Here is a 23979-nt window from a genome sequence, read left to right on the forward strand (position 1 = left end):
AAATCCCAAAAAGCTGTTGACAATCCGGCAAAGCGCTGGTATAATTATTCCTGTCGTCAGGCACGGCACAAACATCTGGGGGATTAGCTCAGCTGGGAGAGCGCTTGCATGGCATGCAAGAGGTCACCGGTTCGATCCCGGTATTCTCCACCAGAAGGAAAAACACCGCACGGAAACGTGCGGTATTTTTTGTTGTTACCGACCAAAGGAGAAACTATGAGCTACGCGATCGTATTCAGCAGTAAAACAGGCAACACAAAATTATTGGCAGACACGCTGCACGCCTGTCTGCCACAGGAAAACTGCTGCTATTTTGGCACCCCGGACCCTGCTGCCATGGAAGCGGACGACCTCTATGTGGGCTTCTGGACAGACAAGGGAAACGCTGACGAAAGCACTTTGGACTTTTTGAAGCAGCTGCACGGCAAAAGCATCTTCCTTTTTGGCACCGCCGGCTTTGGCGGCAGTGAGGAGTATTTCAACAAGATCCTGAAAAAGGTGGAGGGTTCGCTGGACAGGAGCAACACAGTCTTCGGCCGTTATATGTGTCAGGGCAAGATGCCGCTGTCGGTACGCCAGCGGTATGAGGGCATGAAAAAGCAGCCGATCCATCTGCCCAATCTGGATGCGCTGATCGAGAATTTTGACAACGCCCTTTCTCACCCGGATGCAGAAGATCTGGAACGGTTAAAGCAGGCGGTAAAATGATAAAAAGGCAGCGGTTTTCCTCAAACAGAGGAAGCCGTTGCCTTTTTTGCTTAGCGGATGATCCTACGCTCCTGCCTGCAGTTCCGCGGTTCTCATCCCACGCTTCTTTTATAAAAGAACAGGTACTGCTGCACGATGCCTGCTTCCGGCCCGAACTGCGGGAACGGGTCCTGTCCGGCAAACTCGTCCCGAATGAGCCGTTCGATCCAGACATCCACCGGCACACGGCCCACACGGCCATAGCCGAACAGACACACGCAGTTTGCCACCTTTTTGCCCACACCGTCCAGTTCCATCAAACGGGCAAAAAGTGCTTCATCGGGCAGGGAAGCCAGCTTTTTCAGGTCCAGTGTGCCCTCTGCCGCCTGCTGCGCCGCATGCAGCACGTAGCGGGTGCGGTAGCCAAGACCGCACTCCTGCAGCGCCTGCTCCCCGGCACAGCAGAGCGCTTCTGCTGTCGGGAACGTGTACACCGGCCCTTCGCTATCGCTGCCCAGCCGCTCGCCAAACCGCTCCGAAAGCAGCTCTACCGCCCTGCGGATAGCCGGGATGCTCTTTCGCTGCGAGATGATGAAGCTGACCAGCATCTCCCACTCATCCTGACGCAGCACCCGGATGCCCCGGCCATATTCCATGGCACGCTGCAGAAAGTCGTCCCGGCTGTCCAGCTTTCCGCGCAGGGCGGCATAGCTGCGGCCAAGGTCGAAGTAACCGTGCCAGAAGGTTTCCCATGCGCCCGGCTCACACCGCACCGTGTAGGTTCCGCTGCGCAGTGGTCTGAGGTAAAGCAGCTGTCTCCCGGAAACAAACCGATACCAGCCCTCCGCCTGCTTCCGGGGGCGAAAGCACTGGCCGCTTTCCAGAATTTTGTCCGGGTCGAAATCATCCCGGATCTGAACCGTTTTCTCTTCCAGCTCCATTGCCCCCATCACAGCTCCAGCTCCCGGTACACTTCGCCTTCCAGCGTTTTCCAAAGGAAAGTCTCCCCTTCCAGTGTCATATAGCTATGTGCGCTCCCCTCCTTCGGGATGCTCACAGAACCGGGGTTCAGGTAGAGATTGCCTTCGCCGAACTCTGTCCACGCCGGAATGTGGGTGTGGCCATGCAGCAGGACATCCCCCGGAGCCAGCGGCGGCAGTTTTTTCAGGTTGTGTACATGACCGTGGGTAGCGTAAACGAGCCGCCTGCCCACCGGCAGCACCGCATAGTCGGCCAGAATGGGAAAATCCAGCACCATCTGATCCACCTCAGCGTCACAGTTGCCCCGCACGCACAAAAGCGCCGGCTTCAGCCCGTTCAGGAGCGGGATGACCTCCTTCGGGGCATAGCCCTCCGGCAGGTCGTTGCGGGGGCCGTGATACAAAAGATCCCCCAGCAAAAGCAGCCGGTCTGCTCTCTCCCGCTCAAACGCTTTGATCATTTTTTTGCAATAAAACGCCGACCCGTGCAGGTCGGATGCGATCATCCATTTCATGGCAGGATTCTCCTTATTTTATAAAGTATCTATTTTTATTTTAGCCTCCCGGTGAAAAATGGTCAAGTCTATAAAAGTCATACTTTATCCGTTTGACCTCTTGACATCTGCCGGAAGCCGTGTTATCCTACAGTTAATAAAATTCGTGTGGATTTTTACAGCAGTATGCTACTTTTCGCCACACAATGACTTCAAAAAAGCCATTGTGTGGCTTTTTTGCGTCTGCGTTTGTTTTCGAGCAGTCTCGCCCTGACGATTCCGCGGCTGCAGTAATTCATTTCTTTTCTCTACAGGAGCAATGCAAACACTATGAACGAGACCTTTATGAAAGAAAAATCGGTGCTGCCGCTGCTGGTATCCATGGCACTGCCGAACGTTATCTCCATGCTGGTGAACAGCCTGTACAACATCGTGGACAGCCTGTTCGTGGCTCGTATCAGCGAGGATGCCATGACTGCCCTCAGTCTGGTGTATCCCATCCAGAACTTTGCCAACGCCATTGCCATTGGCTTTGGCATTGGCATCAATGCCATGATCGCACTGTACCTTGGCGCAGGCGACCACAAAAAGGCCGAGACTGCCGCCACCCACGGCATGGCGCTGAGCCTGATGCACGGCATTCTCATCACCATTGTCAGCATTGTCATCATGCCGGGCTTTTTGCGCCGGTTCACCAGCGACGCAGGCCTGATCGCATCCGGCATCACCTACTCCACCATCGTATTCCTGTTTGCCACCATCAACATGGCGGCACTGGCCTTTGAAAAGATGTTTCAGGCCGTGGGCCGCATGAAGGTGACTATGGCGGCGCTGATCTTCGGCTGTGTGTGCAACATCCTTCTGGACCCCATCCTGATCTTCGGCCTTGGCCCGGTGCCTGCCATGGGCATTGCAGGTGCGGCCCTTGCCACCGGCATCGGCCAGCTGCTGAGCCTGTGCGTTTACCTCTTCGTTTACGTCCGTACTGAGCTGCCTGTCCGACTGCGCCGCAGCTGCCTGCGCCCGGATGCCGCACTGGACGGCAGACTGTATGCCATCGGCGTGCCGGCCATCCTCAATCTGGCCCTGCCCTCTCTGCTGGTCACCTTCCTGAACGGCCTGCTGGCGGGCTTTTCTCAGAGCTACGTGGTGGTGCTGGGCATTTACTACAAGCTGCAGACCTTCCTGTATCTGCCCGCCAACGGCATCGTGCAGGGTATGCGCCCGCTCATTGGCTACAATTACGGTGCCAAGCAGCACGCCCGCGTGAAAAAGCTCTACGAACTCACCCTCATCATGAGTGCTGTCATCATGGCTGCGGGCACGGTCATCTGCCTGTTCGCTTCCCGCCCGCTGATGCAGCTGTTCACCTCCAACCCCGAAACCGTCGCCATCGGCCAGACTGCCCTGCGCATCATCTGTCTGGGCTTTGTGGTTTCTGCCGTATCCACCACCTCTTCCGGTGCACTGGAAGGCCTTGGCAAGGGCGCAGAATCGCTAGTCATCTCGCTGTGCCGCTACATCGTATTCATCATGCCGCTGGCCGCTGTGCTGTGCCATTTCCTTGGTGCCAACGGTGTGTGGCATGCATTCTGGATCACCGAAGTGCTGTCCGCCATCGTGGCTTACCCGGTGTACCGCAAGGCAGTTGGAAAGTGCTGAGCCTTCTTGAAAGCGCTGGACGGCGAAGGCCAAGTAAAATAAAATAGTTTCAAGCAGTTGAGGGAGAGTTTGCCAAAAGCCCTCCCTCTTTTTTGTGCATTTTATTTGACAGTGCGCAAAAACTGCGGTAAAATGAGGTGTTTATTTTCCGGCATTGCGGCTGGAAAATCGCAATTTAACAGAGGATGTGGGAAAAATATGATCGAGACGATCACGGCCGTCAATCAGGCGGTCAACCAATTCATCTGGGGCGTGCCCGCCATGGTGTGCATCATCGGCGTAGGCCTGCTCCTGAGCGTTCGCACGGGCTTTTTGCAGATCCGCAAATTTCCCTACGCCATCAAGACCACCATCGGACGCATGTTCCGCAAAAAGGATGCTTCCGATGGTGCCATGACCCCCTTTCAGGCGGTGTGCACCGCGCTGGCCGGCACCGTGGGCACCGGCAACATTGCCGGTGTGGCAGGCGCGATCGCCATTGGCGGACCGGGTGCCGTGTTCTGGATGTGGTGTTCTGCCCTGCTGGGCATGTGCACCAAGTTTGCCGAGGTCACGCTGGCGGTGCACTACCGTGAGCGCAGCGAGGCGGGCGAATGGGTAGGCGGCCCCATGTACTACATTAAAAACGGCCTGAGCAAGCATTGGCAGTTTCTTGCTGTGCTGTATTCCCTGTTTGGCGTGCTGACCGTGTTTGGCACCGGCAATGCCACACAGGTAAATACCATCGTTGCCGCTATCGATACCGCTCTGCTGGAGTACGGCGTGGTGGGCGGCGGTGCGCTTTCTACCCTGAACCTCGTGGTTGGCATCGCAGTGGCCATGCTGGTGGCCATGGTGCTGCTGGGCGGCATCAAGCGCATTGGCAGCGTGAGCGAAAAGCTGGTGCCCTTTATGGCTCTGTTCTACATCGTGCTGTCCGTGGGCGTTATGGTGCTGAACTTTGAGCGCCTGCCCTATGTGTTCGAGTCCATCATTGCGGGTGCGTTCAACCCGGCAGCGTTCACCGGCGGCACCATCGGCAGCCTGTTCGTCAGTATGCAGAAGGGTGTGTCCCGCGGCATTTTCTCCAACGAGGCCGGCCTTGGCACCGGTTCCATTGCCCACGCCTGCGCCGACACCAAAAAGCCGGTCAAGCAGGGCATGTTCGGCATCTTTGAAGTGTTTGCTGATACCATCGTCATCTGCACCCTGACTGCCATGGTCATTCTGTGCAGCGGCACCACCGTGAACTACGGCACCGCAGCCGGTGCAGAGCTGACCATCAGCGGCTTTACCACCACCTACGGCGGCTGGGCTTCCATCTTTACCGCCGTGGCCCTGTGCTGCTTTGCTTTTTCCACCATCATCGGCTGGGGCCTGTATGGTTCCCGGTTCCTGGTATTCCTGTGCCGCAGCGATAAGGTGGCAAAGCCCTTCTTTCTGGTCTACTCCTTTGTGTCCATTCTGGGCGCAACGATGGATCTGGGCCTGCTGTGGAGCATCGCCGACACCTTCAACGGCCTGATGAGCATTCCGAACCTGCTCGCGCTGCTGCTGCTTTCCGGCACAGTGGTCAGGCTGACCAAAGAATTTTTTGCATCGGAGGGCTGATTGCCCACAACAAAAAGAGGCTGTTGAACTTTCGGCTAAAACGATGTGCAACAGCCTCTTTTGTTATTCGGGCAGGTGTACCGGTACCCATGCCACACAGTGCACCCAGCAATCGCCGTCCTTGCGGGTATAGCAGAACACCTTGCGGAACAAGATATCCCCCGGCACAAGGTTCAGCTGCCGGGCGCGCTCCATTCTGGACACCGCCATTGGTCTGATCATTGCACTGCTGGTGAACTATTTCCTGCCGCGGGAGCGGGTGGTGCGCCTGTGGGAGGGCTTCAAAAAGCGTCTCGGCCTTTGCCGATAAAAAGCATCCAAAAAATACTGTACGAAACCCGGAACTTTTTCAGGGCCAAAACGGCTCCAAAAGGTTCCGGATCTTTGATTTTTCGCAATTTCCCTGCGCAGGCTGCTACCGCATTTTTTCAATCCCCTTATTCTGCCCGCGTCCGGCTCTTTTCAACCCGGACAGTTCATGTTACAATATACATTAGAAATAAAAAATGAATCGAGGGAATGAACCTTGGATTTTTATGGTACCATCGGCCCGGCCTGCGCACAGCCGGCGATCTTGCAGCACATGGTGGAAGCCGGCATGACCGGCATCCGCATGAATCTTTCCCACGGGCCGCTGGCGGCGCACACCGACTGGCTGGCCATGATCCGCGCAGCCGGCATCCGCCAGCTGCTGATCGACCTGCAGGGGCCGGAACTGCGCATCGGCACGCTGGCAGAGCCTGTTGCTCTGGTTGAGGGCAGCTCTGTACGCCTTGGCGCAGACGGCGTACCTTGCCCGGCAGCTCTGGTACAGGCGGCTGCGCCCGGACAGCAGCTTCTGCTGGACGACGGCAAGCTTCTGGTGCAGGTCACACAGGCATTGCCGGAAGCCCTTGTGTGCACCGTGGTGCGCGGCGGCACCCTGCAGAGCCGCAAAAGCATTGCTGCACTGGGCCTTGCGGTGCCCTCGCCTACCCTGACGGAGGAAGACCTGCAGAACCTGAAAATTGCAAAGCAGTGCGGTGTTACCGGTGTGATGCTGCCTTTTGTGCGCGGCAAAGCAGATATTCTGGCCCTGCGCCATGCGCTGGAAGAAGCCGGGGCTGCGGATATCCGTATCTTTGCCAAAATTGAAAACATGACCGGTGTGCGTGCCCTGCCGGAATTCATCCACCTTGTAGATGAGATTGTCATTGCCCGGGGCGACCTTGGCAATTCCATGCCGCTGTGGGAGCTGCCCCGCTGCCAGAAGCAGCTTTCCGCCGCCTGCCGGGCTGCCGGTGTGCCTTTTATGGTGGTGACCCAGATGCTGGACAGCATGTGCACCCGCGCCGTGCCCACCCGGGCCGAGGTGAGCGACATCTACAACGCCGTATTGGACGGTGCCGCCAGCGTCATGCTGACCGGCGAGACTGCTGCCGGACAGTACCCGATGCAGGCCATGGAATATCTGGTGCGCACAGCGCAGACAGCCCTTGCCTGACCTTTGCGGAGTTTTTGCGCAAAAGGGATGGCGCATTGTGTCAGAATACGGTATAATAGACGTAAATATTTCTTGTTCAGAAAGGTTTTTTGCTATGGGAATCGTTGTGCTCGGTGCTGTTTTTGTGGATATCAAAGGCTATCCCCTTTCCGCCTATATTCCGGGCGGGCGCAATGCCGGCCGCATTGAGCAGGTACACGGCGGAGTGAGCCGCAACGTGGTGGAGGATATCGCCAATGTAGAGCTGCGCCCTACCTTTGTCAGTCTGGTGGACGACACCGGCATGGGACAGGATGTGATCAACAAGCTGGAGAACCACAAGGTGAACACCAAGTACATCCAGCGCGTGCCGGACGGTATGGGCACTTGGCTGGCCATCTTTGACAACGACGGCGATGTGCATGCAGCCATTTCCAAGCGGCCGGACACCACTCCCCTCACCGGCCTTTTAAAGGAAAAGGGCGACGAGATCTTTGCCGACTGCGATGCCATTGCGCTGGAGCTGGATCTGGAAAAAGATACTGTAAAACAGGTGCTGCACTACGCCAAAAAGTACAACAAAAAGGTTTTTGCGGCCATTTCCAACATGAGTATTGCCATGGAGCGCCGGGATTTCTTGCAGCAGATCGATTGCTTTGTGTGCAACCAGCAGGAAGCCGGGCTGCTGTTCTCCGATGATTACGGTCATCTGGCTCCGGACGAAATGTGCAGGGTTCTGGCCGTCAATGTGCACAGCGCCAACATTCCCAGTATGGTGATCACCATGGGCGGTCAGGGTGCCGTATATGCCCGCGCCAACGGCGAGTGCGGCGTGGTGCCTGCCAAGAAGGTGGATGTGATCGACACCACCGGCGCAGGCGATGCCTTCTTTGCCGGCACCACCATCGGCCTGACCTATGGCAAAACGCTGGCCGAGTCCTGCGAGATCGGCAGCCGACTGGCCGCATCGGTCATCTGCATCACCGAGAACGTCTGCCCCCGCTTCCGCCCGCTGGAATTCGGGCTGAACATTCCGGTGGTGGATTAAAGTAATATCAGAAAGCCGGGCAGACTGCGGTCTGCCCGGCTTTCTTTTTAGGATTCGGGGAAGAGGTTTATATCATGCTTCCAGCACCTTTTTGCCAGTAACTGGATCAGGGATATCAAGCAACGCCAGAATGATGGCCATGCGGATATACACGCCATTGTGCACTTGATCAAAGTAGGCGGCACGCGGGTCGTCATCCACATCCTTTTTGATCTCGTCGATGCGGGGCAGCGGATGCAGCACCGGCATATCCTGCGGTGCCTTCTGCAGCAGCGCTTCGTCCAGCTGGTAGCAGCCTTTCAGGCGCAGGTATTCTTCCTCGTTGAAAAAGCGCTCCTGCTGGATACGAGTCATGTACAGCACATCCAGATGCGGCAGCTCAGCTTCAAGGTCAGCCGTTTCCTTATAGATCTGATGGGTCGGCTCCAGCGATTCATTCTTCACATACTGCGGCAGGCGCAGATCTTCCGGCGAGATGAACACGAACCGGTTGCCCTCAAACTGGCTCAGCGCAGCGGTCAGGGAGTGGACCGTGCGGCCAAACTTGAGGTCGCCGCAGAAGCCGATCGTCAAATGATCCAGCCGCCCCTTGCGCTGGCGGATCGTCATGAGGTCGATCATGGTCTGGCTGGGATGCGCGTGCCCACCGTCGCCTGCATTGATCACCGGCACACGTGCAGAAAGGGATGCCCGCAGCGGTGCGCCCTCTTTGGGGTGGCGCATGGCGATCACATCGGCGTAGTTGCTCACCACGCGGGCGGTGTCCTCCACCGTCTCGCCCTTGCTGGCGGAAGAAAGCTGTGCCCCTGCAAAGCCCAGTGTCTTGCCGCCCAGCCGCAGCATGGCCGATTCAAACGAAAGGCGGGTGCGGGTTGAAGGCTCGTAGAACAGGGTGGCCAGAATGCGCCCATCGCACAGGTGGGCATAGGGTGCCGGGTCGGCCTCCATCCGGTCGGCAAGATCCAGAAGGGCCAGCTGCTCTTCCAGAGAAAAGCTGTTGGGCTCAATAAAGTGTCTCACAGCCATGCTCCTTTCAGCACGAACTTCTCGCGCTCGGCTCCGGTGGAGACGAACTGGATCTCATGGCCCAGCTGCTTTTCCAGAAATTCCACGTAAGCCTTGGCCTCTTTGGGCAGCTCATCCCAGCTCTTGCAGCCGGAGATATCCTTGTTCCAGCCGGGCAGCATAGTGACCACCGGCTTTACACGGTCAAGGTCGGACAGCGGGTCGAAGCTGGGGACTTGCACGCCATCCAATGTGTAACCGGTGATCACCGGGATCTCTTTCATGCTGCTGAGCACATCCAGCTTCGTCAGGGCGATCTTGTCTGCGCCCTGACAGGTAAGGCCGTAGCGGCTGGCCACACAGTCGAAGGGGCCGACACGGCGCGGACGGCCGGTGGCCGCACCATACTCGCCGCCTGCCTTGCGCAGCTGTTCATTCCAGTCCTCGCTCATGGCGTTCTCGGCGGCAAAGGGGCCTGCACCCACGCAGGTGGAGTAGGCTTTCAGCACGCCCACCACATGGTCAAGACGGCAGTTCGGAATGCCTGCGCCCAGCGGCGCATAGGCTGCCAGCGTGTTGGAGCTGGAAGTGAACGGGAAGATACCATAATCGATATCGCGCATGGCACCCAGCTGGGCTTCCAGCACGATGCGCTTGCCGCTGTCGTGAGCCTGCTGCAAAAATGCACCCACATCACAGATATACGGTGCAAACTGTCCGGCCTGCATCCGGCACCATTCCAGCAGAGCATCGTAGCTCATGGGTTCCTGATGATAGCAGCCACCCAGCTCCAGATTCTTGGATTCCAGGATCATGTGCAGGCGGTCCTGCACGCGCTTTTCGTCCAGATGCAGCAGATCGCCCAGACGCAGGGTCTTTTTGCGGTATTTGTCGCTGTAGGCGTAGGCAATGCCGCGGCGGGTAGAACCAAAGGCCGCGCCCTTCTGGGCAAGGCGGTCCTCTTCCAAGCCGTCCTGCACCTTGTGCCACGGCATGGAGATGGTGGCCTTATCTGAAAGTTTCAGGTTTTCTGGGCCTACCTTTACGCCGCGCTCCTCAATGGCATCCATTTCTCCGGCCAGATGGTCGAGGTCGATCACCATGCCCGCACCCAGTACACAGACAACATCCGGGTGCAGGATGCCGGAGGGCAGCAGGTTCAGGATGAACTTGCCCTGCTCCGTTACAACGGTGTGGCCGGCATTGTTGCCGCCCTGATAGCGGGCAACAACATCGGCATGTTCGGCTAACAGATCGATGACGCGGCCCTTGCCCTCATCGCCCCAATTGATACCAGTAACTGCGGTAAGCATAACTTCTTATTTACCTTCTTTTTCGTTGTTTACAATAGCCTGTACCTTGGTGGGCAGACCATAGATGCTGATAAAACCGGTAGCATCACTCTGCTTGTAGTCGCCGCCGGCAGCAAAAGTTGCAATGTCCTCACGGTAGAGGGAATACGGAGACCAGACACCGGCGTTGATCATGTTGCCCTTGTACAACTCCAGACGCACCTTACCGGTAACGTTTTCCTGCGTGGAGGTGACGAAGGCGCTCAGAGCTTTGCGCAGGGGGCTGAACCACTGGCCGTCATAGACCAGTTCACCAAATGTGATGGACAGCTCGCGCTTTTTGTGGGCAGTGAGCTTATCCAGCGTCAGAGTTTCCAGCACCTCATGAGCCTTATAGAGGATGGTACCACCGGGAGTCTCGTACACACCGCGGCTCTTCATGCCCACCAGACGGTTCTCCACCACATCGTACAGGCCGATGCCGTTGCGCCCGCCGATCTCATTCAGCTTGGCAATGAGGACGGCGGGCTTCATCTTTTCGCCGTTCAGGCTCACCGGCACGCCCTTTTCAAATGCCAGCTCCACGAACTCGGACTTGTCCGGTGCGGTCTTGGGGCTGACACCCAGCTCCAAAAAGCCCGGCTTATCATACTGCGGCTCGTTGCCCGGGTCCTCAAGGTCAAGGCCCTCATGGCTCAGGTGCCACAGGTTCTTATCCTTGGAGTAGTTGGTCTCGCGGTTGATCTTCAGCGGGATGTGATGTGCCTCGGCATAGTCGATCTCTTCGTCACGGCTCTGGATATCCCACTCACGCCACGGAGTGATGATCTTCAGGTCCGGTGCAAAGTGCATGATGGCCAGTTCAAAGCGCACCTGATCGTTGCCCTTGCCGGTGCTGCCGTGGCACACGGCATCTGCACCCTCGGCGCGGGCGATCTCCACCACACGCTTTGCCAGAATGGGCCGTGCAAAGCTGGTGCCCAGCAGATAGCCCTCGTAATCGGCCCCGGCCTGCATGGTGGGGATGACGTAATCCTCCACAAATTCATCGGTCAGATCTTCTACGTACAGCTTGGAAGCACCGCTTGCCTTGGCGCGCTCTTCCAGACCTTCCAGCTCGCCCTTCTGGCCCACATTGCCGCACACTGCAATGACCTCGCAGTTGTTGTAATGCTCTTTCAGCCATGGGATGATAATGGAAGTATCCAGACCGCCGGAATAGGCCAGCACGACCTTTTTGATCTCAGACATAAGAACAGCCTCCGTTCAAACCACTTCATACTTTTGAATTCCCTCTTGCAATTTTTGATTGCGGTGTTATTATACTAGCAAGCAGAGAATGTGTAAAAAGTATCCTGCACATGGTCACGATACAAAATTGACATGAAAGAGGGCACGCCGCTATGTATGTGGACTGGGAATATTACAAAATCTTTTATTATGTCGCGAAATATCAGAATTTCACCAAAGCCGCGCGGGTGCTGGGCAACAACCAGCCCAACATCACCCACTCGATGAACCGGCTGGAAAGCCAGCTGAATTGCGTACTGTTCATCCGCTCCAACCGCGGCGTTACCCTTACCCCGGAGGGTGAACTGCTTTACTCCCGCATTGCATCTGCGGCGGTGCAGATCCAGGATGCAGAAGAAGAGCTGAGCGCCAGCGCCACGCTGGAACACGGTGCGATCAGCATCAGCGCTACCGAAACTGCGCTGAACATCTACCTTGCAGAAAAGCTGCGCGCCTTCCACACGGACTATCCCGGCATCCGCCTGCGCATCTCCAACCACTCCACGCCGCAGGCTTTGCAGGCCGTGAAAAACGGCGAGGTGGATTTTGCCGTCATCACCACCCCTGCCGAAGTGGAAAGCGGCCTGAAAATGGTGGAGTTGAAGCCCTTTTATGAGGTGCTTGTGGGCGGCAGGACCTTTACTGCCCTTGCCAGCCAGAACCTTTCACTGAAGGAGCTGAACAATTATCCGCTGATCTCCCTGAGCGACGAAAGCATGACCCGCGCCTTTTACCGGCAGTTCTTTCTGGATCACGGTGCGGTGCTGAAGCCGGATACCGAGGCTGCCACCACCGACCAGATGCTGACCCTTGTCAAAAGTGAGCTGGGCATTGCATTCCTGCCCCAGACCATGGCGCAGGATGCACTGGCCCGCGGTGAGATCGTGCAGCTGCATCTGCAGGAGATCATCCCTCAGCGCTCCATCTGCCTTGTGTACGACCATCACCGCCCGCTGAACACGGCAGCCCGCAAGTTCCAGCAGATGCTGACCAAGGCGGCCCCCAAACGCCCGGAACACAGATAACTGTTGGGCCTTTCCCTGCAAACTGATCTATACGGGACTGTTGCAAAATAGCTCTCTGAAAAAACAATGCACAAAACCCGGAACCTTTTCACAGCCAAAACGGCTTAAAAAAAGCTCCGGGTTTTTGATTTTGTGCTATTTCTTTGTGCAAGTTGCTATCGCATTTTTATTTTGCAACAGTCCCCTGTTTTATTTTTACTTTTCCTGGATCTGTTTGCCGGTGAGGTGCTCAATGGTGATCTCGTAAAGCTGCACGGCCTTGATGTACAGCGCAATTTCCTTTTCCACCTCTTCCTTGCCGGGGTAATACTTCATGCCAAGCTCCCGCACGCGGGCCTCGGTAGCAGCGGCATCGTCGATCAGATGGCAGCGGCCAAACACCACGGTGCTCTGCACATAAGGCGCCCAGTCGCCCGGCTCAAAGTGTTCGTTGCCGTAAACGGTAAAGCATACCTTATCGTTCTGTTTCAGCGCGTCCACCTTCTGGCCGGACTTTGCACCGTGGAAGTAGATTTTGTCGTGCTCCTGATCGTAGTAATAATTCACCGGGATCGCAAAGGGATAGCCGTCGTCACCGTTCACTGCCAGCACGCCCCGCCGGGACTGCTGCAACAGGTGCTTTGCAGCTTCTTCCGGGATGGCGCGGCTGGCTCTTCTCATGGGTCTGAACATTTTTGTTTCCTCCATGTATCGCATGTTTGCGGTGCTCATGCGCCCTTGATAATGCGGATGAGGGTCTTATCCAGCTGGATGGTGCGGTTCCACGGGTTCAGGATGACCCCGCTGATCTCCTTTACCGTAAGCGCTGCATCAAACAGCTTGTCCATATCCACAAGAAAGGTGGACTGCACCGGCTCGGCTCCCTTCATTTCCTCGTCAAAGCTGGTGAATGCATACCACCAGCTTGCGCCATCGGCCGTCCGGATGGCCCGCAGCTGCATCTGTTCACTGCCCAAATTGGGCTCCACCGCCACGACAAGCTGGCCATGCTCCTTTATGCGCCGCCGGATCACGGTAAGGGTGTGGGCCAGCTGTTCCTGTGTGGGCTTCTGCTGCAGGGCGGCTACCGCCTGCTCGATCTTTTCGTTGCCGTTCAGGCCCTTGTCTCTGGGTTGATTCATTAAGGTTGGTTCCTTTCTATTGTATTTTGGCAGAGCGAATAAGCGCAGCTCATCACAGCAGCAGATCGAACAGGCCGATCATTACCGGCATAGACACAATGGAAAGCAGAGTGGTCAGCACATACAGCGCGCTGGAATGCGCCGCATCGCGGTCATAGAGCTGAGCCATGGAGGTAACAGTAGCACAGGCAGGGGTGATGGCGGCAAGGTAGACCGTCATCAGGATGTTCTTGCCGTCGGCCACCCAGCTGGATGCATGGCAGACCCACAGCAGCACCAGAACCACCAGCGGGCATACCACCAGACGCAGCACTGTGGGCAGATAGTTGCGGCGGGTGCAGAACACCTCCCGCAGCGGCTTTTCTGCAATGGCCATACCGGCCAGCAGCATGCCCATCGGTCCCATCATGTTGCCCACTGTGCTCATGGTATTCTGCAGCGGTGCAGGCAGCACCACACGGAACCAGTACAGCAGTGCACCGGCTGCAATGGCGATCATGTTGATATTGGTGAGCACCTTTTTCCAGTCCAGCGCACTGCTGCCCTGCAAAAGGGAACTGGCGTGGGTCCACAGCAGCACCAGCTGCACAATGATGAATGCGCAGGAGTAAATGACATACGCATCGCCCATCAGAGCCTTGACCAACGGGATCACCAGTGCAGCGGCGTTGCTGTAGATCACATTCACCTGCTCCACGGCATCCAGCTTGAGCGGGCGGCTCAACAGGGCGCTGAGCACCAGCAGCACTACATGGATAGCCGCCGCAATCGCCATGGAGTACAAAAGTCCCTTGCGGATCTCCGGCGTATCGTCGATCTGGAATGCGTTGATGATCACGCAGGGCGTGACCAGATACACCATGACCACCGAGAGCACCCGGCTGTCGCTGGCCTTCAGCAGCCCTGCTTTGACCACAGCATAGCCCATGATCAGGATCAGGAACAGCTGTGCGATTTGCTGGGCCAAAAGAATGCTGATCTGCATTGTTCTTCCTCTTTTCCGTCTTGTGTTGTAAAAGCCCAAAAGGAGAGCCGCCTTCCGCAAGGCAGCTCTCCCCTTTTTCTGATTTTATTTGCCGCTCGTCAGCCGCGCCACATGCAGCGCCAGATAAGCGGTTTCCTCGTTGGGCAAAAACACGCCGTACTTGCGCAGCACAAAGGTGCGTATTTTTTCCGCGCAGGTCACCGCTGCCGGATAATTCTGCTGCATCTGCTGGAACAAAAAGTCGTCCTCGCTGTCCATCAGTTTGCCGGAGAAGAACCGCTCGGCAAAATACTGCAGGTGGCTCACGAACCGCGCATAGTGGATGCTCTCGGTGCTCACCGGGCAGTGCATACTGTAGGTGACAATGTTGGACAGCTCACCGATCAGCTGCGCTGCCCGCATGGCATCGTAGCCGGCCTGCGGGTCCTGCCGGGCGTTGACGATATGGAAGGCGATGTTGCCTGCCTCTTCGTCCGGCAGCTCGATGCCAAGCTTTGCCTTTACCTTCTGCAGGCCGCGCTGGCCCACCGCGTACTCCTTGGGATAAAAATGCTTGATTTCCCAGAAGATACGGTTGGTCACCACAAGACCTTTTTGCTGGCGCTCCACTGCAAAATGCAGGTGGTCGGTCAGCAGCAGATAGATGTGCGCCGAAAGCTTGACTCCCAGCGACTGCTCTGCGTCGTCCACAATGTCCTGCGTCAGTTCCAGATAGGATGCCGGAATGCTGGAAAACAGCTCCAGCATAGGCTGTGCGTCCGGGTTTGACAATGGAAGGAACACGCGGTCTGAGGGCTGCCGTTCAATGGGCTCGCCCGCCTTGCGGCCATAGCCGATGCCCTTGCCCAGCAGAATGGATTCCTCGCCGCTGTCATCCTGCACCAGCACAACACTGCTGTTCAGCACCTTCTGAATGTGCATCGGTCCCTCCTCCTTCCGTTGAAACCTTAAGACTGCCGCTTAATCCAAATCTTCGCCGTTGGAAGCAATGACCTTCTTGTACCAGTAGAAGCTGTCCTTACGGCTGCGGGCCAGAGTACCGTTGCCCATATCATCCTGATCCACATAGATAAAGCCATAGCGTTTGGACATCTGGTTGGTGGATGCAGAGATCAGGTCGATGGGTGCCCATGTAGTGTAGCCCCACATCTCAACACCCTCATCGATGGCCTTGCCCATTTCGCTGATGTGCTGGCGGAAGTACTCTACACGGTAGGGGTCGTGGATGGAGCCGTCGGCCTCCACCACGTCCTTGGCACCCATGCCGTTCTCCACCACCATCAGCGGCTTACGGTAACGGTCATACAGCTCGATCAGGCTGTAGCGCAGGCCCTTGGGGTCGATCTGCCAGCCCCAGTCGGTGGAGGGCAGATACGGGTTCTTGACACCCAGCACGGTGTTGCCGGGGGTACGCTCTGCGTTCGGGTCCACAGACTCGGTCATGGTCATATAGTAGCTGCAGGAAACAAAGTCCACACAGCCTGCCTTCAGGGTAGCGGCATCCTCGGGCAGCATTTCCACGTGGATGCCCTTGCGCTCGAACATCTTGAGGATCAGGCGGGGGTACTCGCCCCAGACATGCACATCGGCATAGAACAGGTTTTCCAGATTCTTTGCCTGAGTAGCCAGCTCATCATCGGGTGCGCAGGTGCGGGCATAGGTGGTGAGCTTGGTCAGCATGCAGCCCACCTTGCTGCCGGGGATGATCTCGTGGCAGTCCTTTACTACCATAGCGCTGGCCACCAGCTGGTGGTGCAGGGCCTGATAGCAGGTCTCCAGCATCTTATCCTCGGGCACGCGGCTGGGGATGATGCCGGCGGTGGTGAAGGGGTGACGGATCACGCTGTCCACCTCGTTGAAGGTGAGCCAGTACTTGACCTGATCCTTGTAGCGCTCAAAGCACGCATGGCAGAACTTTGCAAAGCAGTCGATCACGCGGCGATCCACCCAGCCATTGTACTTGGTGGCCAGTGCCAGCGGCATTTCGTAGTGGCTCAGCGTGACCAGCGGCTCGATGCCGTTCTTGTGCATCTCAGCGAACAGGTCGTTGTAGAACTGCAGGCCCTTTTCGTTCGGCTCTGCTTCCTCGCCGGTGGGGAAGATGCGGGTCCATGCAATGGAAACGCGCAGCATGGTAAAGCCCATCTCGGCAAACAGCTTCAGGTCTTCTTTGTAATGATGGTAGAAGTCGATGCCGCGGCGCTTGGGATAATAGGTATCATCCGGGTCGGCCATGGCGGCAGCAATGTGTGCGTCGTCCATGGCAACATGGGACTTGTAATCCTTCACGTCGGTGTTGGGCTTGTAGGTGGCAACATCGGCCACGCTGGGGCCTTTGCCATCCACGTTCCATGCGCCCTCTACCTGGTTCGCGGCAACAGCGCCGCCCCAGAAAAAGCCTTTGGGGAAACTCATTTATTTGCCTCCAGTTTCAGCAGTGCGGCACCGGGCACCACAGCGCCCTCGGCCACAGTCTTGATGGTGAACTCATCGGCGTTGGTCACGACGATGGGGGTAGTTACATCATAACCGTCTGCCTTGATTCCGTCAAGGTCAAACTTCATCAGCAGCTGGCCCTTCTTGACAGTCTCGCCGTCCTTGACCTGCGGGTCAAAGCCCTTGCCGTCGCGCTTGACGGTGTCCATGCCGATGTGCATGAGCAGTTCAGCACCGGCAGCGGTCTTCATGGAGATGGCGTGCTTGGTGCCGAACACGGACTCGATCACGCCGTCAGCGGGAGCGTACAGCTCACCCTTCTCGGGCACCACGGCAATGCCGTCGCCCAGGATCTTCTGGGAGAAAACTTCATCCTTGACCTCTTCCAGAGCAATGGCCTTGCCCTGCAGGGGGCTGCTGATGGTGGAATCCGCAGCTGCTGCGTCTGCAGCAGTCTCGGGAGCGGGTGCAGCGGTCTCATCCTCTGCGGGGGTCTCGTCCTTATACAGGAAGAAGGACAGTGCGAAGGAGGCCACAACAGAGATCACCAGACCAACTGCAGCCCACAGGATGTTCTTGCCGTTATCCGGGTCAACGAACATGGCCATGCCAGCCAGACCGGGGCCCATGGCAACGAATGCCTTGACCTTCATCAGGCCAACGAACAGACCACCGATGAAGCTGGAGACCACAACGGACATCATGACCTTCTTGTGCTGCAGGGTAACACCGTACAGAGCAGGCTCGGTGATGCCGAACAGGCCGGAGATGCCAGCGGAGATCGCGGTAGCGCGCAGGTTTTCGTCCTTAGTTTTCAGAGCAACGCCGAGGCAGGCACCGCCCTCAGAGATGTTGTGTGCCAGAGAAGCAGGCATGTACAGCATTTCAAAGCCGGGGTCAGAAATAGAAGCAACTGCGTAGGGGACCAGAGCCTTATGCATGCCCATGGAGATCATGAAGGGCAGCACAGCAGCCAGCAGAGCAACGGCCAGCCAGCCCAGCGTGTTGTACAGAGCCAGGATCACGGTGGTCAGCAGAGCACCGATGTTGTAGCCCAGAGGTCCGAGGACGACCAGCGCCACAGGGAAGCCGATGCCGAAGCACAGCATGGGCACAAAGAACACGCGGATGGCCTTGGGGCACCACTTGTTGGCCCACTTTTCAATAAAGGACATGAAAATGACGGTCAGGATAGCCGGGAATACCTGTCCGCCGTAAGCGATGTTCTGCAGCTTGATGCCGAGGAAGTAAGCACCGCCCTCGGTAGCCAGCAGAGCGGAAACGCTGGGGTGGATCATGGCAGCAGCCAGAGCTACCGACACCAGCTTGTTGCAGTTGAACTTGGTTGCAGTGGTGAAGGCGACCATGACGGGCAGGTAGTACAGAGCTGCATCTGCCACGCCGACAAACACCTTATAGGCGATATCTCCGCTGCTCATCAGGCCCAGAGTGCTCAGCAGCACCATCAGAGCCTTCAGAACGCCTGCACCTGCAATGGCGGGGACCAGCGGCTGGAAGATGCCGACCATGTAGTCCAGAATAATGCCGCCGATCTCTTTTTTGCCCTTGGGGGCAGCGGGAGCTGCAGCCTGACCTGCATTGAAAGTGCCCAGCTTGAGCAGCTCATCGTACACTTCGATGACATCGTTGCCGATGACCACCTGACACTGCGGGCCGCTGGAAATAACGCCCATAACACCGGCAGTCTTTTTCAGGGCTGCAGCATCCACCTTGGAGGTGTCTGCCAGAGTGAAGCGCAGGCGGGTGGAGCAGTGCTCGACCTGCACAACGTTCTTCTCGCCGCCAACCAGACGCAGCACGTCGGAGGCAGTCTGCTTGTAGTTCTTCATTTTGTTCTCCTTTATCTTGTGTGTGGTGGCATTTCCCTGCCGCCCGGCCGAAGCGGACAAAAGAAAAAAGACCCAACAGAATGACTCCGTGTACAATTTCTCCCGGAATCATAGTATCTGGCTACAATTCACCCAAAAGAAAAGGTATTCGTCATTCCATCAGATCCTGCCTGCATTACCAGTAACATGTCCAACTGGATATTGTGGTATTAGTATATCAATCATCTTTTCGTTTTTCAATATGACTTTTTCACAAAATAAATCTTAAAAAATTATGAAGTTCGTACATTCGTTTGTTTATTCACATAGCTGTCGGTGTGTGCTCGTGTACTCCTTTCACCGCCCTGCCCTGATGCCGACCGCACATCTTGCGCACCGCGCCGCCGCTTGTTATAATAAGTGTAACGATCTGTTTATCACTTTTTACATACAGGAGGTACCATCCATGCGCATTGCTTACGAGACTATGCTGGCCGAATTTGAGCGGGTCCTGACCAAATACGGTTTCAGTCCAGAGCGTGCCCACGAAGCGGCCGAGATCTTTGCCCAGAACAGTCTGGCCGGCGTGTTCAGCCACGGGCTGAACCGCTTCCCCCGCGTGGTGGAATACCTGCGCAAGGGCGAGATCGACCCCGTCTCTGAGGCCGAGTGCATTGCCAGCTTTGGTGCCATGGAGCGCTGGGACGGCAAGCGCGGCTTTGGCCCGCTGAACGCCAAGCACGCCATGGACCATGCCATAGAGCTGGCTCATCAGTTCGGCATTGGCATGGTGGCGCTGGGCAACAACAACCACTGGATGCGCGGCGGCACCTACGGCTGGCAGGCCGCAGACGCGGGCTGCATCGGCATCTGCTGGTCCAACACCTGCCCCAACATGCCTGCATGGGGCGCAAAGGACAACCACATCGGCAACAACCCGCTCATTCTGGCCGTGCCGCGCTCGAACGGGGAACACATCATGGTGGATTGCGCCCTGAGCCAGTTCAGCTACGGCAAGCTGGAAACGATGCGTCTGGCCGGCAAGCAGCTGCCTGTGGCGGGCGGCTACGATGCAGACGGCAGACTAACCACCGACCCCGCTGCCATTGAAGAGACCCGCCGCATGATCCCCATTGGCTACTGGAAGGGCAGCGGCCTTTCCATCCTGCTGGATATGATCGGTACTATCCTGACGGGCGCAAACTCGGTGGCAAAGATCGGCACCTTTGGCGATGAAGTGGGCCTGACCCAGATCATGATTGCCATTGATCCGGCAAAGTTCCAGTCCGCCGACCTCACCGATGCCGTCATTGATGCCATTGCCGCCGATGTGGCATCCAGTGAGCCTGCAGAGCCGGGCCGTGAGGTGCGCTGCCCCGGCATGGGCGAGCACCGCAGCCGCAAGGAGAACATGGAGCTTGGCATCCCGGTAGCCGAGGAAAAGTGGGCCGAAGTGCTGGCGATGTGATGTAATGTTAAAAGGGGTGTCTCTCCGGCAGACAGAGAGACGCCCCTTTTCTTTTTATCTGTGGTTTTCCGCAAATATCCGGCCCAGCTGGGACAGGATATCATGCGGCAGCATTCCGTACTCGCCAAGCGCAGCAGCGGCACGGTCGGCAGCGGCACCGTGCAGATACACCGCGCAGGCCGCAGCTTCGTATGCAGGCAGGCCGCAGGCCAGCAGGGCCGCCGTCATACCGGCCAGTACATCTCCGCTGCCGCCCCGGGCAAGGCCCGGGTTGCCGGTGGGATTCACGCATGCACGGCCATCCGGCGCAGCTACAACGGTGTGGGAACCTTTGAGCACCACCACGACGTTCCATTTTTCTGCATACTGCCGGGCAATTTTCTCACGGTCGGCGCTGATCTCTGTCACGGAAAGGCCGGCGAGCCGGGCCATTTCACCGGGATGCGGGGTCACGATCAGCTCTCCCGCCGGGTGGGGGAGTGTTCCAAGATATGGAAGCAGCTGCGCGGCGGCATTCAGGCCATCAGCGTCCAGCACCGCGCTGCCTGCAAAGCCGGGCAGAAGCTTCTGCACCAGCGTGCGTGTTTCGGCCGCGCGGCCTGTGCTCTGGGCTGTACCGCCAAGGCCCGGACCCAGCAGCAGCACCGTCGCCTTCTGGCGCTGGAGCCGTGGAATGCTCTCCGGTGAGATGCCGCCTTCGGCCCCCGCTACGCAGGGACACAGGCAGCATTCTGGCAGGCGGGCCACCGCAGCTGCCAATACCGGCTCCACGCTGGCCAGCGTCACAATGCCCGCACCGGTGCGCAGCGCACCCTCGGCAGCCAGCAGGGCCGCACCTCGGTAATATGCGCTGCCTGCCACAGCCAGCACGGTGCCAAAGCTGCCCTTGTGGCTGTCGCGCGGGCGCGGCGGGATACTGTGCCAGACAAACTCGGATGTGATCTCGGTTGACATTTTATGCTTCCCCCTGCACCAGTTTGCGGATCTGCTTTTCCACATTTTGCACTTCCTCATGGAACATGCGGGCGGAGACACGCAGCGCGCCGTGGCCCAGAATGATGATCTGCTCCATGCCGTCGGAAGTAGCCACACGCACCCGCCGCCCCTTGCCGATCTCATGAGTAACGTGCTCGATGAACATATCGGCGGTTTCGGCTTCCTTGGTGTAGACCACATGGATATTGTGGTACTGCTCAATGCTGCCGGGGCTGCCCGGCACACGATAGGCATCGAATACAAGAATAAGATTGCACTTCTGGTAGCCCTGATAGTTGCACAGAATATCCATCAGCTTGTGGCGGGCCGCTTCCAGACTGTCCTTTGCAAGGGCGTTCAGCTCATCCCACGCAAAGATGATATTGTAGCCGTCCACCAGCAGATATTCGGGCAGGATTTCCCACTGCTGGGCATCAAAATCCGGGCGTTCCCGCTTTTGCACCGGGCGGAATGCCGCCAGCGGGTCCCGTTTGATGGGGCCATAGGTGCGCTCGAAGATTTTGAGCAGCTCGGCATCCTCTTCCAGTGTTGCGCGGTAAGCTGCTGTCCGGCGCTGGGGCACGGCCTGCGTCTCCTGCTCCGGGCTTTTGCTTTTTCCCCAGCCGCTGTCCACATGCATGTGGCTGCGCACCTGATCCCAAGGCACCACAAAGCCCGCGCCATGGGCACAGAACACCGAATCTGCCGGGTTGTCAAGGTCGTGCTCCGGCTCGTAGCCCACAGCTTCAATGATCTCCGCCGCATTGTGGCAGGGCCGGTAGCCGTCCAGCATCAGGGTCAGGTGTCCCCGGCCCCGGGTATAGCCCACCACCTCCATGGGGTAGCTGCGCATGGTGGCCACCGGTGCAAAACCGGTGAGCACAGCAGCCTCTTCCCCGCTCTCTGGCGGGTCAAAGCTGCCCTCCATGCGCTGGATATCGGTCATGGCACGGCCAAGGTTTTCCACCGGCACTTCCAGCCGAAAGGCATACCATGGCTCCAGCAGCTGGCTTTTGGCCAGCATCAGGCCCTGCCGCACCGCTCGATAGGTGGCCTGCCGGAAATCTCCGCCCTCCGTGTGTTTGAGATGGGCGCGGCCCGCAATGAGGGTGATCTTCACGTCCGTCAGCGGTGCACCGGTCAGCACGCCAAGGTGCTGCTTTTCTTCCAGATGGGTCAGCACAAGGCGCTGCCAGTTCTTGTCCAGCACTTCTTCCCGGCAGTCGGCGGCAAACTGCATCCCGCTGCCGCGGGGCAGGGGCTCCAGCTTGACATGCACCTCCGCATAGTGGCGCAGCGGCTCGTAGTGGCCCACGCCCTCCATAGGCTCCGTGATGGTCTCCTTGTACAGAATGCCACCGGGGCCGAACTCCACGTTCAGGCCAAAGCGCTCTGCCAGCAAACTGCGCAGCACTTCCAGCTGCACCTCACCCATGAGCTGCACATGGATCTCGCCCAAAGTCTCGTTCCATACCACATGGAGCTGCGGCTCCTCTTCTTCCAGCCGGTGCAGCTTGCCCAGTGCCGCGTGCACATCAGCCCCCTCCGGCAGCAGCACCTGATAGCTGAGCACCGGTTCCAGAACCGGCACATCGCTGTCGCGTTCCGCGCCAAGGCCCTCGCCCGGGCGCGCCTTGGTCAGGCCGGTGACGGCGCACACCTGCCCCGGGCCGATGGCTTCCGCCAGCGTATACTTTACGCCGGAGTACAGCCGCAGCTGGTTTGCCTTTTCCTCCCACGGCTCACCATCTGCTTCGCCGGAGAGCTGGGCCTTTACCTTCAGTTCGCCGCCAGTCACGCGCAGCCATGTCAGGCGCGTGCCCTGCTCATCCTGCGACACCTTGAACACCTTGGCACCAAAGGCATCCAGCGCGGGAGCCGGACGGGTATAGCGGTCAATCCCGTCCAGCAGAGCATCCACGCTTTCCAGTGCATCGTTTTCGGTACGCCGCAGCGCCGAACCGAACCAGCACGGGAACACATGCCGGCGTGCAACGGCCGGGATGAGGTCCGCATCGGTCAACTGCCCGGCATCCAGCATCCGGTCCATCAGGTTTTCGTCACAAAGGGCCAGTGCTTCGTCCCGGTCGGCCTGCGGCACATCAAAGGCCACAAAGCCCTCGCCCAGACGGTGGTTCAGCTGGGCGAGCAGCTCTTCCCTGCTCTTGCCGGGCAGATCCATCTTGTTCACGAACACAAAGGTGGGCACATGGTAGCGCCGCAGCAGCCGCCAGAGCGTCTCGGTGTGGCTCTGCACGCCGTCGGTGCCGCTTACCACCAGCACAGCATAGTCCAGCACCTGCAGGGTGCGCTCTGTCTCGGTGGAAAAATCCACATGTCCGGGGGTGTCCAACAATGTGATATCCGTATTGCCCGCCGTCAACAGGGCCTGCTTGGAAAAGATGGTGATGCCGCGCGCTTTTTCAAGCGTGTCGGTATCCAGAAAGGCATCCTTGTGATCCACACGGCCCAGCTTGCGGATCGCGCCGGAGCGGTAGAGCATGGCTTCCGAAAGGGTGGTCTTGCCGGAGTCCACATGGGCAAGGATGCCCAGAACGATTTGTTTATGCGTTGTTTCCATCCGCTTCTCCTACAATCAAAAATTCATTTTTATTGTAGCACGGATGGGG

The 23979-nt window shown here is 57.9% G+C and carries 21 protein-coding genes and 1 tRNA gene; 9 read left to right on the forward strand and 13 right to left on the reverse strand.

Translation table 11 applies throughout. The annotated features are described in order from the left end of the window. The first annotated feature begins 77 nt into the window (after window positions 1–77). Together DXA66_RS00605 and bilS are read left to right on the forward strand one after the other, a co-directional pair. Window positions 78–153 (forward strand) — tRNA-Ala (locus DXA66_RS00605). Between the two features lie 63 nt (window positions 154–216). Further along, entirely contained in the window at window positions 217–708 is a 492-nt protein-coding gene (gene bilS, locus DXA66_RS00610; protein WP_118526129.1) for a flavodoxin family protein BilS, read from the forward strand. A gap of 92 nt (window positions 709–800) precedes the next feature. Here the strand turns inward: bilS and DXA66_RS00615 are convergent, their stop codons facing one another. Next, the gene (locus DXA66_RS00615) at window positions 801–1637 is read right to left on the reverse strand and encodes a DNA-3-methyladenine glycosylase (RefSeq protein ID WP_118526131.1); all 837 of its coding nucleotides are present in this window, start codon (window positions 1635–1637) and stop codon (window positions 801–803) included. Further along, a complete protein-coding gene (yfcE, locus tag DXA66_RS00620) occupies window positions 1637–2182 on the reverse strand; it encodes a phosphodiesterase (RefSeq protein WP_118526133.1) in 546 nt (181 codons plus the stop codon). Before yfcE ends, DXA66_RS00615 begins: the two co-directional genes overlap by 1 nt. 309 nt (window positions 2183–2491) lie before the next feature. Here yfcE and DXA66_RS00625 point away from each other — a divergent pair, with 309 nt between their 5' ends. The 5 genes from DXA66_RS00625 (at window position 2492) to DXA66_RS00640 (ending at window position 7923) form a co-directional block, all read left to right on the forward strand. Further along, window positions 2492–3823, forward strand: coding sequence for an MATE family efflux transporter (locus DXA66_RS00625; RefSeq protein WP_118526135.1), 1332 nt, complete (start codon window positions 2492–2494; stop codon window positions 3821–3823). A 198-nt stretch (window positions 3824–4021) separates the two neighbouring features. After that, on the forward strand, window positions 4022–5413 hold the full coding sequence (locus DXA66_RS00630) for a sodium:alanine symporter family protein (protein WP_118526137.1): 1392 nt from the start codon (window positions 4022–4024) through the stop codon (window positions 5411–5413). 142 nt (window positions 5414–5555) lie between these two features. Continuing rightward, window positions 5556–5723 carry a hypothetical protein gene (locus DXA66_RS14195; RefSeq protein ID WP_158576266.1) on the forward strand — a complete coding sequence of 56 codons (168 nt, stop codon included), beginning with the start codon at window positions 5556–5558 and terminating at the stop codon, window positions 5721–5723. Window positions 5724–5939: 216 nt separating this feature from the next. Beyond that, a complete protein-coding gene (locus DXA66_RS00635) occupies window positions 5940–6896 on the forward strand; it encodes a pyruvate kinase (RefSeq protein ID WP_118526139.1) in 957 nt (318 codons plus the stop codon). Window positions 6897–6990: 94 nt separating this feature from the next. Beyond that, window positions 6991–7923, forward strand: a complete 933-nt coding sequence (locus DXA66_RS00640) for a carbohydrate kinase family protein (protein ID WP_118526141.1) — start codon at window positions 6991–6993, stop codon at window positions 7921–7923. Between the two features lie 72 nt (window positions 7924–7995). On the opposite strand, the gene pyrB is transcribed toward DXA66_RS00640, so the two are convergent. The 3 genes from pyrB to DXA66_RS00655 are packed head-to-tail and all read right to left on the reverse strand — an operon-like array spanning window position 7996 to window position 11471. Further along, the gene (gene pyrB / locus DXA66_RS00645; protein ID WP_044954226.1) at window positions 7996–8943 is read right to left on the reverse strand and encodes an aspartate carbamoyltransferase; all 948 of its coding nucleotides are present in this window, start codon (window positions 8941–8943) and stop codon (window positions 7996–7998) included. After that, window positions 8940–10241 carry an adenylosuccinate synthase gene (locus tag DXA66_RS00650; protein ID WP_118526143.1) on the reverse strand — a complete coding sequence of 434 codons (1302 nt, stop codon included), beginning with the start codon at window positions 10239–10241 and terminating at the stop codon, window positions 8940–8942. The genes pyrB and DXA66_RS00650 overlap by 4 nt, the downstream gene beginning before the upstream one ends. 6 nt (window positions 10242–10247) lie before the next feature. Continuing rightward, window positions 10248–11471, reverse strand: a complete 1224-nt coding sequence (locus DXA66_RS00655; RefSeq protein ID WP_097777554.1) for an argininosuccinate synthase — start codon at window positions 11469–11471, stop codon at window positions 10248–10250. Between the two features lie 152 nt (window positions 11472–11623). Between DXA66_RS00655 and DXA66_RS00660 the strand changes: the two genes are divergently transcribed. Further along, window positions 11624–12535: a LysR family transcriptional regulator gene (locus DXA66_RS00660; RefSeq protein WP_118526145.1), complete on the forward strand. Its 912-nt coding sequence runs from the start codon at window positions 11624–11626 to the stop codon at window positions 12533–12535. Window positions 12536–12730: 195 nt separating this feature from the next. Here DXA66_RS00660 and DXA66_RS00665 read toward each other — a convergent pair whose 3' ends face one another. From DXA66_RS00665 to DXA66_RS00690, 6 genes are all read right to left on the reverse strand, one after another. Beyond that, complete coding sequence (locus tag DXA66_RS00665) at window positions 12731–13207, reverse strand: pyridoxamine 5'-phosphate oxidase family protein (RefSeq protein ID WP_118526147.1); 477 nt, start codon at window positions 13205–13207, stop codon at window positions 12731–12733. A gap of 35 nt (window positions 13208–13242) precedes the next feature. Beyond that, complete coding sequence (locus tag DXA66_RS00670; protein ID WP_118526149.1) at window positions 13243–13656, reverse strand: SseB family protein; 414 nt, start codon at window positions 13654–13656, stop codon at window positions 13243–13245. Window positions 13657–13708: 52 nt separating this feature from the next. Further along, window positions 13709–14641, reverse strand: coding sequence for an AEC family transporter (locus tag DXA66_RS00675; RefSeq protein WP_118526151.1), 933 nt, complete (start codon window positions 14639–14641; stop codon window positions 13709–13711). A gap of 84 nt (window positions 14642–14725) precedes the next feature. Then, on the reverse strand, window positions 14726–15562 hold the full coding sequence (locus tag DXA66_RS00680; RefSeq protein ID WP_005945634.1) for a PRD domain-containing protein: 837 nt from the start codon (window positions 15560–15562) through the stop codon (window positions 14726–14728). Window positions 15563–15601: 39 nt separating this feature from the next. Continuing rightward, entirely contained in the window at window positions 15602–17056 is a 1455-nt protein-coding gene (locus DXA66_RS00685) for a glycoside hydrolase family 1 protein (RefSeq protein WP_118526153.1), read from the reverse strand. Continuing rightward, window positions 17053–18927 (reverse strand): beta-glucoside-specific PTS transporter subunit IIABC, encoded by a 1875-nt coding sequence (locus DXA66_RS00690; RefSeq protein WP_118526155.1) that lies wholly within the window; start codon window positions 18925–18927, stop codon window positions 17053–17055. The genes DXA66_RS00685 and DXA66_RS00690 overlap by 4 nt, the downstream gene beginning before the upstream one ends. A 445-nt stretch (window positions 18928–19372) precedes the next feature. Here DXA66_RS00690 and yiaK point away from each other — a divergent pair, with 445 nt between their 5' ends. Then, window positions 19373–20374 (forward strand): 3-dehydro-L-gulonate 2-dehydrogenase, encoded by a 1002-nt coding sequence (yiaK, locus tag DXA66_RS00695; protein WP_118526157.1) that lies wholly within the window; start codon window positions 19373–19375, stop codon window positions 20372–20374. 54 nt (window positions 20375–20428) lie between these two features. Here the strand turns inward: yiaK and DXA66_RS00700 are convergent, their stop codons facing one another. Then, complete coding sequence (locus tag DXA66_RS00700) at window positions 20429–21328, reverse strand: NAD(P)H-hydrate dehydratase (protein ID WP_118526159.1); 900 nt, start codon at window positions 21326–21328, stop codon at window positions 20429–20431. 1 nt (window position 21329) lies between these two features. Further along, entirely contained in the window at window positions 21330–23930 is a 2601-nt protein-coding gene (locus DXA66_RS00705) for a translation factor GTPase family protein (RefSeq protein ID WP_118526161.1), read from the reverse strand. Between the last annotated feature and the right edge of the window lie 49 nt (window positions 23931–23979).

The organism is Faecalibacterium sp. OF03-6AC (assembly GCF_003478175.1).
GTDB lineage: Bacteria > Bacillota > Clostridia > Oscillospirales > Ruminococcaceae > Faecalibacterium > Faecalibacterium taiwanense.